At 35.8% G+C, this 21247-nt stretch carries 1 protein-coding gene; it reads right to left on the minus strand.

Features of this window, described 5'->3' with window-relative positions:
• The coding region (locus ACKI2P_RS06580; RefSeq protein WP_407376148.1) for an Ig-like domain repeat protein at positions 1-20990 on the minus strand (20990 nt) is incomplete at its 3' end.
• Positions 20991-21247 lie beyond the last annotated feature (257 nt).

Genomic DNA, 21247 nt, shown 5'->3' on the forward strand with positions numbered 1-21247 from the left:
GTGTCAATGAGCTCGGTTCCATTCCATAAAGATACCTCAACTTTACCAGTTGCATCTATAGGAACTTCAATAGTTATGTCAACATTTGAACCATTTATTATAATTCCGCTGTCAGATACAGTTAAATTAATACTTGATTCGACTTTGTTAACAATAATTGATTGAGTTGTGTTAATGCTTGATTCAAATTGGTCATCACCAAGGTAAGTTACAGTTATTGGGTAAGTTGTATTTTTAAGACCAGCAATAACTACTGAACCTTGAGATCCGGTTAAGTTGATTGTGTAGTTTTGACCGTTTACAGTTACAACAACATAACCTGTTGCGCCAGGAGTTACTTTGACCTCAACAGTAGCATTTTCACGGACAATGATTTCATCACCAGTTACATTTACTTGTGAAGTGCGTTTGTTTACTGTGAAGTTATCAGTAGTTGTGTTTGCAACGTATTTGTCTGAACCACCGTAGACTGCAGTTACGGTCTTATTGCCGTAAGCCAATGCAGGAACAGTGAAGTAAGCAATACCATTTTCATATTTAGTTCTTGTGTAAGATTTACCATTAATTTCAATAGTTACATTGTCGCTAGGAGCAGTTACATTAATGTAGGCAACATCACCGACTTTAATGTCTTCAACAGCAATTGTAATAGGTGATTCATGTTTGTTGATGTAGAATACACCAGTAGCTGTTCTGTTAGCATATTTATCGTTGCCGAAGTAAGCAGTAATGTTGTATCTGCCTGCACCTAAACCAGTTTCATTATTAAATACTGCTTTACCATCACAGATAGTAGCAGTGTAGTTAGTTCCGTTAATGTTTACGATAACAATTCCTTTAGCATCGTCAGGAACATTAACAGTAATATTAGTTAATTGATCAACTTCAATATCACCAGTAGTAATATTCATTTCATAATCGGAAGTCTTGTTAGTTGTGAATGTGAATGAATCTTCACCAGCTGTGAAGTTTTTATCACCGTCATAATCTGCAACAGCAGTGTAAGTGCCGTTTTCTAAAACATTAGTAATAATTACAGCAATACCTGCATTATCCGGTTTGATGCTGTATGGAACATTATTAACAGTCACAGTTACATTTTCTGTGGTTCTTGGGTCAACTTTAACAATCACAGTAGCTTTGCCTCCAGCTTCAGAAATCACTTTAACGATTTCAACACCAGGAGTAATTTGTTTTACTTCAAATGATTTATTGACTTTATCTGTGTTGTTAACGTTGTATTTACCGTCACCGGAGTAAGTAGCATAAACTGTGTAGTTATCAGCTGCAAGACCATCAACAATCCAGTTGACTTTACCGTTAGCAACAGGCAGAGTAATTGAAGCAGTTTCATTGATTCTGATTGTAATAAATCCAGTAGCATCAGAAGTGATGTTGACTGTAATATTTGCAGCTTGACCATAATTGATATCTTCAACAGTAATATTCATTATTACATCAGATTTAATCATTTCAAATGTTTCAGTGTTGTTTGTGCTAGTTAAGTACTGATCATCACCAAGGTAAGTAGCATGTACATAGTATGTTCCGTTTCCAAGACCGGCAATTTCAATTGAACCTTCACCGCTTGTTAAATTGATTGTGTAATCAGTACCATTTACATTGACTGTTACGTATCCAGTAGCATTTGCAGGAACTTTAACACTAATCACAGCATTTCCACCAACTTTATCACCGGTTGCTGTGACATTTACCTGTGAAGCACGTTTGTTTACAGTGAAGTTAGCAGTTGTTGCATTGTTTACATATTTATTGTTTCCAACATAGATTGCGGTAACTGTTTTATTTCCATAAGTTACAGAAGGAACAGTAAATGTAGCAATTCCATCAGCATTGGTTACATTTTCATATGATTTGCCGTTGATTTCAATAGTTACTTTTTCACCTACAATTTCATCAGGCAATTCAACAGTGATAACAACAGTATCTCCAACTTTAATGTTATCTTTATTATTTACGGTTATTGTAATTGGAGTTTCAACTTTAGATACTAAGTAACTTGTAAATACAGTTTGATCAACATATTTAACATCACTTAAAGTTGCGTTAACCACATATCTACCAGCAACTGTTTTATTTAATGTGAATGTAGCAACACCACCAACAATAGTGGAATTAGTTAATTTAGTACCATTTACCCAAATTGTAACAGTTCCGGTTGCATCTTTAGGAACATGCACAGTAATTGTAGTATTCTGACCAACAACAACATCAACAGCAGTTACATTCATTTCATAAGCTTTAACTTTAGTCACATTTAATCCATCAACAAGAGTCTGAACTTTATCAGTGTAGTTATCATCACCAGCATAAGTAGCAATGATATTATAAAGACCTACAGGTAAAACATCAACAGTAAATGTAGCAACACCACCAATAATATCCTCAGTGTAATTCTTATGGTTTACAGTAATGTTCATTTTACCAGAAGCATCAGTATTGATTGTGACTCTAACAGTAGCATTAGTTAAAGCATCAACAGTCACTTCTTTGATTGTGATTGTAGGAGTTGCTTTAGATACATTAAAGTCTTTTTGAGCATCACCAGTATCATATTTGTCATCTCCAAGGTAACTGACATATACAGTGTAGTTTTCAGCACCTAAAACACCAGCATCGAAAATAACTTTACCGTTAACTAAAGTGAACTCTCCTTTATTAGTTTCATTAATTCTAATAGTAATATTACCTGTTGCACCAGCAACAGTCACAACAATAACTGTGTGATTACCATAAGTTACATTTTCAACATTGATGACAACTTCAGGAGCAACTTTAACCATATCAAAGGTTTCAGTCACATTAGTGCTTGGCAAGTACTGATCATCACCAATGTAAGTAGCATGGACATAGTAAGTTCCGTTACCAAGACCAGTAATGTTGATTGAACCAGCACCGGTACTGTTTAATTCAATTGTGTAATCTGTACCGTTTACATTTACTGTCACATATCCGGTAGCATTTCTCTGGACTTGCACTGTAATTGTAGCATTGCTGCCAACACCATTGCCAGTAGCAGTAACATTTACTTGTGAGTTGCGTTTGTTGACTGTGAAGTTAGCAGTAGTTGAGTTGTAATAGTATTTATCATCACCGACATATGCTGCAACAACTGTCTTATTACCATAAGTTATGGATGGGACATAGAATGTTGCATTGCCGTTTACAGTTACATTAGTTAATCTGATATTATTAATTTCAATAGTTACATTTTCAGTTACATCTTTAGGAACACTTACAACAACTTTTACAGTGTCACCAACATAGATGCTTGCATTGTTGAATATTGTAATGTTCATTGGAACTGAAGTTTTATTTACTGTGAATATTGAAGTGAAGTTCTTATGTTCAAATTCAGTGTCATTTACAGTAGCAGTAACTGTGTAAATTCCTTGTTTAAGGTTAAGATGAGTAATGTTGAATGTAGCTTTGTTGCCTGAGAAGGAAGTGTTTCTGAAGCTTTCTCCGTTTACCCAAATAACCACATCATCCACATGGTCTGGAACTTCAACAGTGATTATCTCATCATCGCCGACTGTAATGTTCATTCCTGTAACGTTAATTCCATATGTGGTAATTTTAGTAGTATGATATGCGTATTTGAATGTAGCATTAGTGAAGTTTGCATTACCTGCATATTTCACAGTAACATTATAATATTTAAATTCATCGAGAGCATCAGTAATATTGAATGCCAATTTTCCATCAGCAGGAATCTCAATACCTTTGTATTCGAAATCACCGACAGTAATGTTTAATTTTTCACCAGCAGTTTCAGGGTTAATGGAAATTTCTATTTTACCTTTTTCATAAACAACACAGTTGAATGAAACTATGTGTAATTCAGGATCTGCTTTTCTGACTTCAAATGATTCATTTACTTTGTTTGTATTGTTGATGAGGTATTTACCGTCACCGGAGTAGTTAGCATAAACTGTGTAATTATCAGCACCTAAGCCTTCAACAATCCAGTTGACTTTACCTTCAACAATAGGTAAAGTAATAGATTTAGTTTCATTAATTCTGATTGTAATGTATCCTGTAGCACCAGGAGTAATTGTTACAGTAATATTAGCAGCTTGACCATAAGTAATATCCTGAACTGTGATATCCATTTCAGTGTTGAGTTTAGTCATTTCAAATGTTTCAGTCACATTAGTGCTTGGCAAGTACTGATCATCACCAAGATAAGTAGCATGGACATAGTAAGTACCATTACCTAATCCTTTAATTTCAACTGAACCTTCACCAACATTATTCAATTTAATAGTGTAGTTAGTACCGTTCACATTAACAGTCACATAACCAGTAGCATTTGTTTGAACTTGAACATCAATTAAAGCATTTCCACCGACACTGTTACCGGTAGCGGTCACATTAACCTGTGAAGCACGTTTAGTTACAGTGAAGTTAGCAGTAGTGGAGTTTGCCATGAACTTTCTATCTCCATCATAGATTGCTACAACAGTTCTGGTACCGTTGGACATGATTTGTACTTCAAATCTAGCTTTACCATCAGTTCCTACAGATTTGTTATATTTCACACCATCAATTTCAATAGTTACATTGTTTGAAACACCAGTGAGGCCAGTCACTTCAATTATTGCTTTATCTCCAACTTTAATATCTTCAATATGAGTAATTACAATTGGAAGTTCAACTTTTGAAATGTAGAATACACCAGTTGCAGTTTTATTTGCATATTTTGCATCGCCGAAGTAAGCAGTGATGTTGTATCTTCCCTCACCTAAACCAGTTTCGTTTCTGAATACTGCTTTACCTGAGTTGATTGTAGCTGTGTAGTTGACACCTTCAATTTCTACAATTACAATGCCGCTTGCATCGTCAGGTACATTTACAGTTATATTAGTTAAATCATCAACTTTTACATCACCTGCAGTAATGTTCAGTTCATAATCGGATGTTTTTGCAACATCAAATGAACCTGTAGCTGTGCCAGCAGTGTAGTTTTTATCCCCTTCATAATTAACAATAATATTATAAGTTTTATTGGTTAATCTTGCAGTAGTAATTTCAACTTTACCGTCTGTTATTTTCTTATTGAATTCTACACCATCAATTTTACCGGTTAAGTTACCTGTAGCAGTTGAATTGATGTAAATTGTTACTACAGCAGTTTGATCAATTACAATATCTCCAGTTTCAATTGTAATTACCGGAGTTACCTGTTTGACTTCAAATGTTCTGTTAACTTTATCAGTATTATTTACATTGTATTTAGCATCACCGGAGTAGTTAGCATATACAATATAGTTGTCAACTGCCAATCCGTCAACAATCCAGTTGACTTTACCTTCTACAATCGGCAATGTTATTGATTTGGTTTCATTGATTCTGATTGTGATGTAACCTGTCGCACCTGAAGTGATTGTTACAGTAATGTTAGCAGCCTGACCATAATTAATATCTTGAACTGTAATGCCCATTGTTGTATTTACTTTAATCATTTCAAAGGTTTCAGTAAGATTAGTGCTGGAATAGTATTGATTATCACCAAGGTATTCGGCATAGACATAATATGTGCCGTTTCCAAGGCCAGGAAGTTCAGCAGAACCGTATCCGACATTATTCAATTCAATCACATATTTGGTTCCGTTCACGTTAATGGTTACAAATCCAGTAGCATTTGTTTGAACTTGAACTTCAATTAAAGCATTTCCACCGACACTGTTACCGGTAGCGGTCACATTAACCTGTGATGTGCGTTTGTCAACATTGAATGTGGTTGAGTTGAATCCTACATAATAGTTTCCGGTTTCAGCAGATTCGACTGTAATAGTGTATTTGCCTTTAAGATCCGGAGTGAATTTATATCCGTTAGTGATTTCAACACCGTCAAGTTTGATTGTTACCTCACCATCAGTAGTGCTAGTAACAGTAATTGTGACTTCATCTCCAACATAAACAACGCCAATTTCAGATATGATTAATACAGCATCGTTTTTAAGTGCTTCGAATGCAACGGTTTTATTTACTGAATAATATGCATTATTTTCTGTTGTATTTGCAAATATTGTCTTAATGCCGGCTGAAGTAACAGTGTATGTTATATTTCCGTTGACTATGGTTTGTTTTATACCATCAATCCAGACAGTCAGGTTATATCCGTTAGAACCTACTGTAATGTTTATGGTTTGACCGACTTTGACATCATCAGGAACAATGATTGTAATTTCAGGAGTTATTTTGTGTATGACATGGAAAGTGTTACCTGTATTGTTGGATGCTTTATGTTCAGTATCTCCTAGATAATATGCTTTGACAGGATAGTCTCCAACAGGAAGAGCTATATCCAAGTTTGCAACACCCTCATTTATATCAACAGTGTAATTGAATCCATTGACTTCAATTAAGACTTTACCTGTAGTTACATTAACCATTGTAACAGTTATTGTTGTTTTTTGACCTACAACAACAGTTTCAGGAGTTGCCACAACGGTTAGGCTTGTTCCTGTTTTGTCAATTTCGAAAGTTTCAACAGCATATGAATCTGTGTAGTTTTCATTTCCTGAATATATTACAGTAACGAAATTCTTACCTATGACCAGTTTGTCTTTGATGGTGGCAATTCCGCCGACAGTGTCGTTATCTACCCTTTCTCCATTGATGTAGAATATTATATTGGCGCTGATAGCAGGGTCAATTGTTGCAACTACATCTCTGCCGTTTGCTTGGAGGGTTATGGAGGTTTGATTTTTATCAACTGTGAATTTTTCAGTTGCAGTAATATTGTTGTTATAATAATCTGAAGTTATGAATTTGACTGTGACTTCTTTTTTGCCTGCGGCCAGTTGTTCAAGGTTGACTGTGGCCTGACCATTGGTCATTTGAGCAGTTCCTATAAGTCTGGTTCCAAGATATACTTCAACAGTACCGTTGGCTTTGTTTGAAACTGTGACTTGTGCAACAGCACTGTTTGGATAAGTTACATCGTCAATATTTACTTCAATTGTAGGATCAACTCTTGAGACTGTGAATTTGACCTTAATGGTTTTTTCATTATAGTTGTCATCATTATAGAATGTTATGTTTGCAGTGTATTTTCCTGCAGGCAATTTGCCGGTTACGATTAAAGGTTCAACAACATCATCATAAATTACCTCAGATATATTGATGAGGACTTTGCCGTTGAAGTCTTTTGTTATCATGTAAACAATAAAGGAAGTGTTGTCTTCTACTGTTACGTTATTGGCTACGACACTTACATCCAACTCCGCAGGAGTTACATCGAAGTATGTGTAATTTGAACTTACGTTATAAGTTTCATCACCGTAATAAGTCACGTTGATTCTGTAGTGACCTACATTCAATCCTTTTACTGCAAATGTAGCGATTCCCAGGTTATTGACTTTACCGATATCCATGAACAGGACATGGTCTTCATTATCAATTATATCAATGGATACGTATCCTGTTTGTCCAGGACCGACTCTAACTGTGACTTCGACAGGGTTTCCATATACGGTAGGATCTGCAGTTACGTTTACTGTGGAATCCTCTTTATCAACATCTACAAGCAGTTTTGCCCTTGCGGAAGTGTAATTTTTATCTCCATTATATATAGCAACTATACCGTTAGTTCCAATGCTTAATTTATCGGCAGTCAATGTTGCAGTTCCATCTTCTTCAAGAGTGATATTGTATTCTCCACCAGGCAGGTAGAATGTGACATTACCTGTTGTATTTCCGCTGACAGTAGCTACAACATTTCCGTTGACTTCCTGCAAGGTAATTGTAGGAGTTGCCTGAGGAATGTTAGGGCGGAATACCTGTGATGTTGCATTATAATTAGCATCACCAGCATAACTGACTGTTGCCATGTGTGTGCCTGCGGAAAGATTATCCAATCTTAAAGTAGCTTTATTGTCAACAATAGGAATAGTATATGGCACACCGTCAATTTTAATGGTTACAGTGTTACCTAAAATATCTGAAGGTATGTTTGTTATGTTGATTGTTGACATTTCACCGTATGGCCTGTAGTCCACTTCAGTTATATCCATCTTCCAGTCTATTTTAGGTTTTACATTGAATGTTATGTTTTTATCTTTAGGATAATGATCTGAATCACCATTATAAGTTACATTTACAAGGTGTGGGCCTCCAACCAATCCGCTTATGTTATCCAATTCTGCAGTACCGTTAGTTACATTTACAGTACCGACAATGACTCCGTCAACCCTGATTGTCACATTACCTTTTGCGTCAGTCGGAAGCAATACCCTCACTGTAGCATTATCACCATAATAGATATCATCGACTTTAATGTCAAAGACATATTCTGTAGCACGGTTTACGGTAAATGTGACATTGGTTGAGTTTCCGTTGAATAAATCATCACCACTATATATAATTGTATAATTTATGTATTCACCGACAGGTAAATCTGGAATGATGAACTGTACTTTTCCGTGATCGATTTCTTCAATGTATGTTTTTCCGTTGACAGTTATTTTTATAAATCCTGTTGCACTTTCATTTACGGTTACATTGATTACTTCTGATTCTGGATGTGAAATAGGAGTAGTTGCATTTGCATCAATAGTTGTATTGACTTTAAATACGTCAAATGTTGTGAAATTCAATTGATAATCATAATATGTGCCGTTGGAATACATTACAGATACAGTGTATTCACCAGGATTGGTTATGATGTCTTTATATTCATTGTAAGTTAAGCTGACTATTTTGCTTCCGTCACTTTCAAGTTTTACTTGGGAAGCCACTTCTTTACCGTTTATCCTTATGGTTATGTATCCGTTTTGAGAGTTAGTAGCATTTGAAGTTACATTCAGGATTAATGTTTGGCCATAATAAATGTTTGCCGCTTCAATTACAATCCAGATTGGATGAGGATTAATAACAACCATTGTTGAGTTGAAAGCACCCCAATGTACATTGTCACCAGTGTAGTTTGCAGTTATGGTGTAAGTTCCATAAGGCATATGGGTCTGTGAAATGTTTGCATGAGCAATGCTCCATTGTGCAATACCGTCAATTACTTGGGTATTGATGATTTGATCACCAATCTTGAACTGTACATTTTGATTTTGTATTGTGTAATTACTGTTTGCAGGAGTAGTTAATTTAGCTGTGAATGTGATTACTTCATTATTGATATCAGTACTAATTTCTAAATCTACAGGCATTTTAACCCTTAAGGTTCCATTGTAAAGAGTGTTGTTTTTAAGTCCTTTATCCAATGGAATAAGGTGGAAGTCACCTTGGTAGATGCATTGAAGAGTTTGTTGGTTGTAGTCCATTACATAATAGTTACCTTTATCCTGATAAACATCATTTGTAGTGTTTAAGGTATGTGCTGAGATAATTGTGTTGTGATTGTCATCTGTAATGTTAGCAAAGAATGTGAAATACTCATTCCAAGTTACCTCATATGTCTCATTGTTTAACATTTTAGTGTATGTTTTGGTCCATATGATACCGTTATTAATAATTACATAATCGAAATTGTTTTTGTCAAGCCATAAATCACCGTCATTCCATACAGCGTATGTAATTTTGATAGCGCCGGCATCAGTATTGTCTTCTAAATACATCATTCCTTTATTTGGATCCGCACCAGTTATATTATTTTTAGTAATATGTACTGTAGCAGTTTGATTAATCCAAATTGCATTTTTACCATTTTTGAATGTGGAATTTACAACAGTTGAATTTCCTGTTTGGAAGAATATTCCACCAGCATTATCATTTAAAGCAGTAAAGTCAGTGAAAGTTACATTATCTACTGTAACGTTACCGTTAACATAAATTGCTCCACCATTACCCCATGGAGTTGAGGTGTTGTTGAATTTGGAGTTTTTAACGACAGTATCATTAACGTTATCCAGCATGACTGCACCACCATTATAGCTTGCAACAGTGCTGTTAAATACACAGGTGTCAATTGTAATATTTGTGGAATTGCTCCAATATATTGCTCCACCTTCTCTAATGGAAAGTTGTCCGTCAAATGTAACATTGTATAATACAGAATCATTACAGTTAATTATGCATAATGATCCACCATTATTGTGAGCTTCAATATCCTCAAATTTGGAATTGGATAAGTTAAATCCAGTAGCGTTTTCCCAGAATATTGCTCCACCTTCACCATAGTATCTAAGAGATTCATCCACATAACCTGCACCTACTGAATGGTAGAAGAAACAGTTATCTATTGTAGTGTTGTGTGCATGGTGAGCTGCAATTACTCCACCACGTTCCAATGCGATTGAATAAGTGAAGTTTGAATCAATGATTCTAGCATTGCCACCCAAAAGTACAATAGAACCACCTTCACCTACTGCACGAGATCCGATAAATGTTGTGTTGTTAATGGTTAAGTTGTCTGAATGGAGACCTGTGTATATGGTACCACCATGAACTGCAAATGAATTTTCAAATGTAGTGTTTACAACTAAACCGTTAGGTCCAAGCCATTCAATAGCTCCACCCTGACCGTTTCTTACATCAGTTACATAGTTATTGTCAAAGTATGAATTACGTACTTTACAGTTAGGACTGTCTTCTCTTACATATATTGCTCCACCGGATGAGAATGCAGTGTTGTTGATGAATGTGTAATTGTTAATGTTGATTCCATCTACACCTAACCAAGCAAGAGCAGCACCAGCAATGTCAGCATGGTTTTTGATGAATGTGTTGTTTCCACCGAATCCTCCGGTAGCATTAGCTTCTCTACATAATGCAGCACCGTATTCACCTGCATAATTTGATAGGAATTGTGTATGTTGAAGACCCATCATACTAGCGTTACAGTCAATAGCACCACCGTTTTTAGTAGCCCTATTCTCTTTAAATATAACCTGTTCTATTTTACTGTTGCTTGAAATACCGTTTAAGTAAATACCTCCACCATAAATAGCTTCGTTAGCTGTGAAGTTAGAGTTAATCATTTCACCCGCAGCAGCTCTCCAGTCAATAGCACCACCATGACCTCCGGTGATATTATCATTTAAGTCAACAGTACCTAATGCTCTGTTTTTCTCAAAGACTGAGTTGTGAATAGTATTGTTCTTACCGGTTCCGCCGACATAAACTGCTCCACCGTTTCTGCCTGCAGTATTTGAGTAGAAGCGAGTATCATTCATTGATACACCGGATGCCCTTAAATTAATCGCACCACCATCGACTGTAGCACCGTTACTTGTGAATGTTGCATTTCTAAGGATTGTGAAACCTGAATTTTCACCAGCAGCTATCGCACCAGCATAAAATGCATGGTTGTTTGTGAAGTTAGAGTTAATAATTGTTGCATTCAATGCATTGATATCTATTGCTCCACCGAAACCACTTGTTAAATTGGTTACGTTGTTTCCGGTGAACATTGAATTGTTTACAACACAGAAGTTACTGCCTTGCGCTACATAAATTGCTCCACCTCTTTGATTTGCGGTGTTGCCTGTGAAATTATAATAGTTAATGTTAATGTTTTCCACACCCATCCATGCAAGAGCTGCACCAGCAATGCCAGCATGGTTGTAATTAAATACGTTATGGTCTCCATGACCGTATCTTGCACCTGACTCTCTGCATAAAGCTGCACCGTATTCTCCTGCATAGTTATGTTCGAATGTTAAATTGTAAATACCAATATTTTCTGCATTACATTCAATTGCACCACCGTTTTTGGTAGCGTTATTGTAAGTGAATGTTGTATTGGTAATATTGGTATTACTTGATTTACCGTTTAAGTAGATACCTCCACCATAGACTGCAGAGTTTCTGGTAAATGAAGAATTAACTATTTCACCTTCATAAGCAACCCAGTAAACACCTGCACCATAATCTTTTGCAATATTTCCATCGAAAATGGATCCATGTATTTTGTTTTCAGTACCTACACCACCAACAAACACTGCACTACCATTAACCGCAATGTTGTTATAGAATTCACCGTCATCAATATGTACACCTGAAGCGTGTAAGTTAATAGCTCCACCACGTTCGTAAGCAACATTTTCTCTCCATACTGAAACGTTAATGACAGTGTTACCTGAATCAGCACCTACATATATTCCTCCACCTAATCTTGCGGTGTTTCTTGTGAAGTTGGAATTTTGAATTGTTGCATTTTCTGCAAGAATGTTGATTGCTCCACCAACCACTAAATCATCAGGATACTCGCCTAAAAGATAGTAATATGTAGTTGTTGTAGTATCCATTATTGTTTTATTAGCTAGACTTGTGTCATTAGTGGATCTGACACTATAAGTCATTAGGTCTCCATCCCATGAAGGCCAAGTGAATAAATCCTCAGCACTTGCATTTGTTACGAAGTTATCTTCAAAGTAGGAATCAATGATTGAACAGTTATGACTGGTAGGACTTACATAAATAGCTCCACCGCTAACATCAGCAGAGTTATTGATAAATGTGTAGTTAGTAATTTTAATTCCGATTGAACCCATCCAACCTAAAGCTGCACCTGAAACAAACGCATGGTTGTTCTTGAATGTGTTGTTTTCACCGGATCCTTTTTGAGCATTAGTTTCCCTACATAATGCTGCACCAAATTGAGCATAATTTCCATCAAATACAGTATGAGATAAAAACATTCTGGAAGCATTACAGTCAATTGCTCCACCATTGTATTTAGCATGGTTGTCTGTGAATATACAGTTTGTAATTATACTTTCATTTGAAAGACCACCGAAGTATATTCCACCACCATAATATGCATTGTTATTTGTTAAGTTTGAATTTACGATTGTACCTGAAGATGCCATCCAGTTAATAGCACCACCGTTACCATCAGTTGCATTGTTTCCTTCGAAAACAGAGTTGTATACATAGTTGGTTTCACCTTCTCCGCCTACATATAATGCTCCACCTTGAAGTGCTTTGTTATTAAAGAAGTTGGATTGATTGATAGTTACAGAAGATGCACTCAAACTGACAGCTCCACCAAAACTAAGTGCATAGTTATCTTCGAATGTGGATTTGGTAATGTTGATTTTACCTGAAGCACTACCTACATAGATTGCTCCACCGTCATAAGCATAGTTATTTGTGAATATGGAATTGTCAACAAGACCTTTTTCAGCATACCATTCAATAGCACCACCGTGACCATCTGTTGCATTGTCCACATAGTTGTTGTCAAAGAGACAGTTTATAATTTCACAGTTTCCACTGCCTTCACCTACATAGATTGCTCCACCACTGTAACCTGCGGTGTTATCATAGAAGTAGTAAGTATCAATGTGAATACTTGATGCATTAATCCATGCAAGAGCTGCACCTGCATATTCCGCATGGTTATCTGTAAATGTGTTATTAAATCCATGACCTCCTGTAGCATTTACTTCCCTACATAAAGCTGCACCAATATATGCTGTGTTAGATATAAATGTAATGTTTTCCAATTCCATTCCAGGGGAGTTACAGTCAATGGCACCACCTCTGGTAACTGCATTGTTTGCCCTAAATGTGGCATTAAATATTTTAGCATTTAAAGCTGTGTACTCATAGTAGATTCCTCCACCTGTGGTAGCATTATTGGTAAAGAAATTACAATCAATTAATTTACCATTAACACCAGCCCAATATATGGCTCCTCCTTTATCTACACCATCACCACGTGGACCACTGGCATTACCATTGGAAAAGTCCACATCAATAAAGGTAACATTGGCTGCTGTGATATTGAATATTCTGGAGAATCCTCTTGCATCAATACCCCAACCGTCACCATAAATTGTAAATGGTTTTTTGATATTTGTAAGATTCATACATTTTGTATCTAAAGTATAAGTAGTATCATTACCATAATACGGAGTGAATCTCATTGTCCTTGGCAAGTGGATCTCATATTTTCCATTAGTGATATTGCCTTCAATCCAACGTTGGAGAAGTGTGAAATCACCAATTGGATCACCATGTGCAGTCTCACTAGTACTGTTTGTTTTATATAAGTAGTCAGTATTTTCAAATTCAACAGTAATATTATAAGTTTGATTAGTTCGAAGACCTGTGAAAGTAGCATACAATGTTTGTTCATGTTCATTGTAATGTTCAAAGTAATTATCCGGAGTAATAATGACCTGACTGATTAATTGACCAGTAGTTGAATTAGTTAAACTTATAACAGTATATATATTTTTTCTATTAACATTTCTAGGACTGTCAACAATAACAGTAATAACCGGAGCATCATAACTTGTTTCGGTAAGAATATTGAATAAATAATCATAATTATCTTCGAATAAGCACCTTTGAATAATATGAGTAGAAGTAGCGTTAGTGCGAACATCAGTTCTGTGAGTTGATGAGTTTATTACTCCAATGCCGTCAAAGTTATTAAAGTCCCTGTAAACACGGTTAATACCATTTTCAATTGTTACATAATAAACAGCTCCACCATTATATGCAGCAGTATTATTTATAAAGTCACTATCCTGAATCCAAAGATTTGGTTGAGTTGAACCTGCATAGTAGACAGCACCACCATTGTCTGCTTGTGAAGTTTTAAATTTAGAATTTTTAATATAAATATTTGATAAATCCATTTTAACATAAACAGAACCACCTTTTCCTGCACTGTTTGATTCAAAATTACAATAAATTATTTGTTGATTATCATTAGCAAGATAAACAGCACCACCCTCTTCAATTGCATTATTTCTTATAAAATTACAATAAGTGATATATTTACCATTAGCACCTTTATATCCATTGTAAATAGCTCCACCTTTAGTAGCATTATTACCAGTGAAATTAGAATATGTTATACTGATAGTATTATCTGAAATAGGTGTGAAAATAGCACCACCCATATTAGCAGTATTATTTGTGAAATTATTATACTTAATAGTAACATCTGAAGAACTTACATAAATAGCTCCACCTTCAGTAGTAGCATTATTACCAGTGAAATTATTATATTGAATGGTTTGACCTTTAGGAACGAAAATAGCACCACCTTGGTTAGCAGAGTTATTGATGAAGTTCATACCTTGGATAGTAACTGCTCTATCCCAGTATAATCCACCACCCAGTTCAGCAGAGTTATTGATGAAAGTTAAGTTTTTATAGGTTAGCACAGCATTATTTGTAAGGTACATTCCTCCACCCATATAATCCGCTTTACCGTTTATAAATGTAATATTTTCAAGTTCAAAATTGCAAGCAGTATCATATGCAGTTGCATATATAGATCCACCAGAGTTAGAACCCTCTTTACCACCAGTAGCTTTATTTCCATCAAAAGTTGTGTTGATTACATAAACAATAGGAGAATTAATTCTTTGTAATTTCCATATAGAAAGTGCTCCACCATAGTTTGCAGTGTTGTTTATGAAGGTGGCATTTATTACCCAAACGTTTTTAGTACCTTTAATCATCAAACCGCCTCCACCTCTATCATTATCATCTATATTAGCTCCCTGACCTTTAGCAGTGTTATTTATGAATTTAGTATTAATAATCCGTGTATTTGGAGCATTAGCACCATCAACGTATAGTGCACCTGCTTCCCTAATTGACCAACAATTTCTAAATTCGGAGTTATTAACAATAAAATTACCAGTAGGTCTAATATAAATAGCTCCACCTTGCACCCACGGTGATTTACCGGTGATACTAGCAGATGTTGTAATAAAGTTTCCATCAAATATACAGTTATCTAAAATTGCAGTTCCAGCAGAATAATCCCATAAAATAGCTCCACCATCTGCTTTTGCATTGGTACGAGCTGAATTATTAATAAATTGGGAATTACGAACAATTGCATTAACTCCACCTTCAGACCAGTAGATTGCTCCACCACCTCTAGTAGTTCTCTTACCAGTATCAGGAGTTATAGTATCACCAGGAGCATAAGCAATGTTACCTATGAAGATACAACCATCAACAACATTATTGCTAGATTTACCGTACCAGAATAGAGCTCCTCCATCTTGGTCTGCAACATTATTTGTAAAGTTTGAGTTAAGTACATTAGAATGTGAACCTGTAGCATATACTGCTCCACCGTCCCAGGAAGTATGACCATTTTCAAATGAGGAATTAATTACATCACAATAACTACCTTCAAGGTAAATCATTCCTCCTCTATATGCATTGGAGTTATTAAATTTAGATCCTATGATAGAAGCATCATTACCCATAATATATATTGCACCACCTAAATTACTATTAGTGAAAGAAGATCCGGATTTTGCAACAGTATTGCTGAATGCTGAATTTTCAATAGTTGCATACCTACCTTCAATATATACTGCACCACCAGAAAGGGTTGCATTGTTCATTGATATATCAGAATTATTAATAACAGCATTTACCCCTTTAATGTAAATCGCTCCACCATGAGTAGATACAAAAGTACGATTAATAGTAATATTATCAACAACAGCATCACGACCATCAATATACAAGGTACCACCTATTCTAGCATTGGTTTGATCGAAAGTGGAATTTGCAATTAATGCGTTGACACCCTGAACATAGATAGCACCTCCACCATGTGCATAATTTGCTTCAGAAGCGTGTGAAACATTACATTTGTTGAATGTGGAATCTGTAATATTAATATGATTACCTGTAGCGTAAATTGCTCCACCATCTATAGCTGATGAAGTCATTTCGAATTTGGATTTTGTAATGACAGAATAATCACCTACTACATTGACTGCACCACCTTTGGAATGATGGCCATTCATACCTACTGCATTAGTAATTGAAAAAGTACTGTTATATATTAAACCTCTTTGACCAATCCATAAAATTGCACCACCATCATCTCCTGCAAGGATATTGCGGAAAGTTGAATTATATACTTTACAATCTAAACCTTCTACAACAATTGCTCCACCTTCTTCGGAAGAATTACAGTTTGTAAAAGTACAGTTGATAACTGTAGTAAGGTTACCGATAATTTTCATTGCACCTCCCTGTTCAGGAGCATAACATCTGTCAAATGTTGAATGTGAAACAGTTGTATTTTCACCAGTGATAAACATTGCACCAGCATCATTATCCTCTGGACTCTGTAATATAGTAGATAATGTGAACTTGGATTCTGTTATAGTAACATTATCACCAGTAAGACAGATTACTCCACCTTTAGAATTAGATTGTCCAGTTACTACATCATTATATGATATACCTTTGTTGTTGTAACAGGTAATGTTTTTAACAAGACCTAAATTACCTTCCCAGTTAATAACTCCACCGTCATCTCCACAGGAGTTATTTGTAAATATACAATCTTCAATAGTAGCATTGTATGAATTTAGCGCAATGTTGATTGCACCACCATCACGACGAGCATAGTTTTCTATAAATTCAGAATTTTTAATTGTGCATTCGTGAGCACCTACATCAAATGCAATAGCTCCACCGTGACCGGTTAATTTATAATTATATCCGCTTCCATCATATTCTTCTTTATAATTGTCCCAGGTGTTGTTTGCAATACCCTTTGCTTCATTGTTTTCAAATTTACATAAGTCAAATGTGATATTAGCATTATCCTGTAAAAAGACTGCACCTCCACGACCTTCTGAAGTACAGTTAGTGAATGTTACATTGTATAAATATGTATTATCCCCTGTGAACATGATTGCTCCTGCATCTCCACCAGTAGTGTTTGTATCCCAGTGACTTGAATCCCAACCAGCATATTTTACAAGTCCGTCTTTACTGGTTTTTAAAGATCCTCCATAGGATGTAGTGTTGATTATTGTAATGTTTTCCAGTCTACCAAAGTCACCATCGTAATAGATTGCACCAGCTGAACGTGCAGCTCTGGTGTTGTTGAAAATACAGTTATAGATATGACCGTAGTTAGCACCTGCCAGCCAGTCTACACCTCCACCGTTGGTACCTGAAGTACAGTCGGTGAAATTACATAAGTCATAGGTTACATTGTCTGAACCGGTCATGTATGCTCCACCACCACGACGGGCAGAGTTGGATTCAACAAAAGTACAATTATATACAAGACCTACATCACCACTCCACAGAATGGAACCACCGTCACCACCGAAGAAGTGGTCAATTGCCCAGTCTACAGGTGAGATGATTGACTCTGAACGTGAAATATCAATAGCATCCAATTTCTTAAATTCAGTGCCAGTGTATACCCAGGATTCAAAGTGATCAATATCAGCAGAAATAGTTTGATTAATTACATATAATTTACCTGTTTGAGGTGTATCAACTAAGTCATTTAGGTCAATTTCTTTAGGTCCAGTAACATTTATGACAATTATGTTGGACATGGTTACAGTTATTGGATATTCATGAACTTCACCGGTAGCCCTGTTGTTAATAAATCTGGAGTTTTTAACAGTACCGTTAATACCATTCCAAAGAATTGCACCACCGTTATTTCTAGCGGTGTTGTTGAAGAAAGTTACATTATCTACAAGACCGTTACGTGCACCTTTGTTCCAGTTGATAGCACCACCATCATAACCTGCAACATTGTTTGCAAAGTAATCCTGTTTGAATGTAGTGTTTTCACATTGCCTGTCACTAGCATGCAGGAATACTGCTCCTCCACGTTGAGCAGCGGAGTTGTTTACAAAGTTGGAATGTTCTACAATACCTAAAGGACCTGCCCACATGATAGCACCACCATCACCACCATAGGTAATCTCACCAAGTACACTTGTTCCATTTGTAATACCTAAAGCTGTGTTGTTGTAGAATTTTGAATACTTTATAGTACCATTGATACCATTCCAGAAGATTGCACCACCAGATCTTTTTGCTGTATTGTTTATGAAAGTGGAACTTTCAACTATACCGTTTTGAGCATCAACGTGCCAGTTAATAGCACCACCATTAGTACCTGCAGTATTGAAAGCAAAGTAATTATCTCTGAAGGTAGTGTTAATGTTACCGTGACCACATGGTTCAAGGTATACTGCACCTCCACGACCACCAGCATCTACAGCACTATTCTTCTTAGCTTCATTATCTATAAATCTGCAGTCTTCAACAGTACCATTAATACCTGCCCAGTACATTGCACCTCCATCACCATAGTTACCATAGGTTCCGGAGTTTAATCCTTCAGCAGTATTGCTGGTAAAGTTAGTGTGTAGAATTATACCATTGTGACCTCTCCAATATACAGCACCACCATTAGCATTAGCAGTGTTATGCTCAAATACAGAGTAATAGATATGACCATCAGTTGCACCTTCGTGCCAGTCTACAGCACCACCATTTGTACCTGCATGGTTTCTGATGAATTTTGAATTATTGAAAGTAGTATTGGAACAGTTACCTAAATCACTACCTTGCAGATAAACTGCTCCACCACGTCTTGCAGCATCATTATCTACAAATATACAGTTATCTACAATACCATTAGCACCAGTCCACATTACAGCACCACCATAACCACCATAGGTTAAGTTACCATATGAGTCTTTATCCTCTACAATACCAAAAGCACTATTATTGGTAAAGTTAGAGTTTTTAATAGTACCGGTACGACCAAACCAGAATATAGCACCAGCAGACCTATTAGCAGTATTGTTTTCAAATGTACAACCATCAACAGTACCATTACGTGCATACCTATTAAAGTTAATTGCACCACCATTCACATTAGCAGTATTGTTAATGAACTTATCATTTTTGAAAGTAGTATAATTATTATCCCTAAGGAATACTGCACCACCATACCTCTTAGCAGTATTATGAGTAAAATTACAACCAGTTATATTACCTATACTACCAGTCCATACAATAGCACCACCAGAACCACCTAGTACAGGATTACCCTGATCATCTATATAATTGTCAGCATGACGGCCTTGGTCATCAATTCTATTATCAGAATCTACAGTACCATATGCTTCATTATCAGTGAAGTCACAATTAGCTACAGTACCATTAGTACCATACCAGAATACTGCACCACCATTACGTGCAGCAGTATTATTAATGAAAATAGAATTAAGTAGTCTACCTTTAGTAGAGTTCTTTTGCCAGTTAATAGCACCACCATTAAGACCTGCATCATTGTCTTCGAAGTAACAATTATCTACAGTTACATTAGTACAGTTTTCTGTAGAGTTACCATGTAGGAATACTGCTCCTCCACGGTAAGCAGCAGTGTTATTAACAAATCTACAATTGTTATTGATAGTACCATTACTACCTACCCATATAACAGCACCACCATCTCCACCACCAAGAACGCCATTTATAGTAGTTACCACATCACCAGTAGCATTATTGTTGGTGAAATTTGAATTTGAAATAGTTCCATAGTGACCACTCCAGTGTATTGCACCACCACTACGGTGAGCAGTATTGTTTGTGAAAGTGGAATCCCTTACAACACCATTGTGTGAGTTTGCACTCCAGTCAATTGCACCACCGTTAAGGCCTGCAACATTTCCTGTGAAATCAGAGTTTGAAATAGTACTCATGTCAGGGTGATCCAGATATACTGCACCACCATGACCACTAGCAGTGTTGTTTATGAAATTACAGTTTTCAATGGTTATTGCACCATTGGAAAAAATAGACCCTCCGTTACCATTAGTAGCATTACCGTTGATAAATGTAATTCCTTTCAGGGTTACACTAACCCCAGTTTCTATGTCAAATATTCTTGTTTGCTTTTTAGCGTCTATTATGACTTTACCATCACCGTCTAAAGTTATAGGGCTTGTTATACGTACTTGAGTATCGCCACTAACCCATGTATAATTATGACTAGCAAAGCCTGTTCCACCATTATTTACTACAGTCTGCAAGTTGGTAAATGATTCTTCATTGGCAGCTTCCAGACTGTTTGCATCAGAGTTAGGAAGCGCATATGAAGAGACATTATTATCAACTGACAGGACATCACTGTCTGTGCTGTTTGATCCACTGTCAGCAGCTACAACTGCCTGCAGTGAGAAAAGAACACATATTAATAATATTATTGTCAATATCTCTTTTTTATTCATAATACACCCCCTCCATCTTTAAAGATTTCAATTTTTATGAAATCATGGAGAGTCTATAGTGATATGTAGTTTAGATTTTTATAATATATAAACGTTATAGTTTCTACTAACTTATTAAATTTTAAATAATGTATAATATTATTTTAAAAAAATTAAACATTCAGTTAAATTTTAACAATATACTATAAAACAAGAAAATAACTGAAGTTATAATTTAAAAAATATTAATTTAGTATTACCTAAATTAAACATTCAGT

The sequence above is a fragment of the Methanobrevibacter sp. genome, assembly GCF_045541095.1.
GTDB lineage: Archaea > Methanobacteriota > Methanobacteria > Methanobacteriales > Methanobacteriaceae > Methanocatella.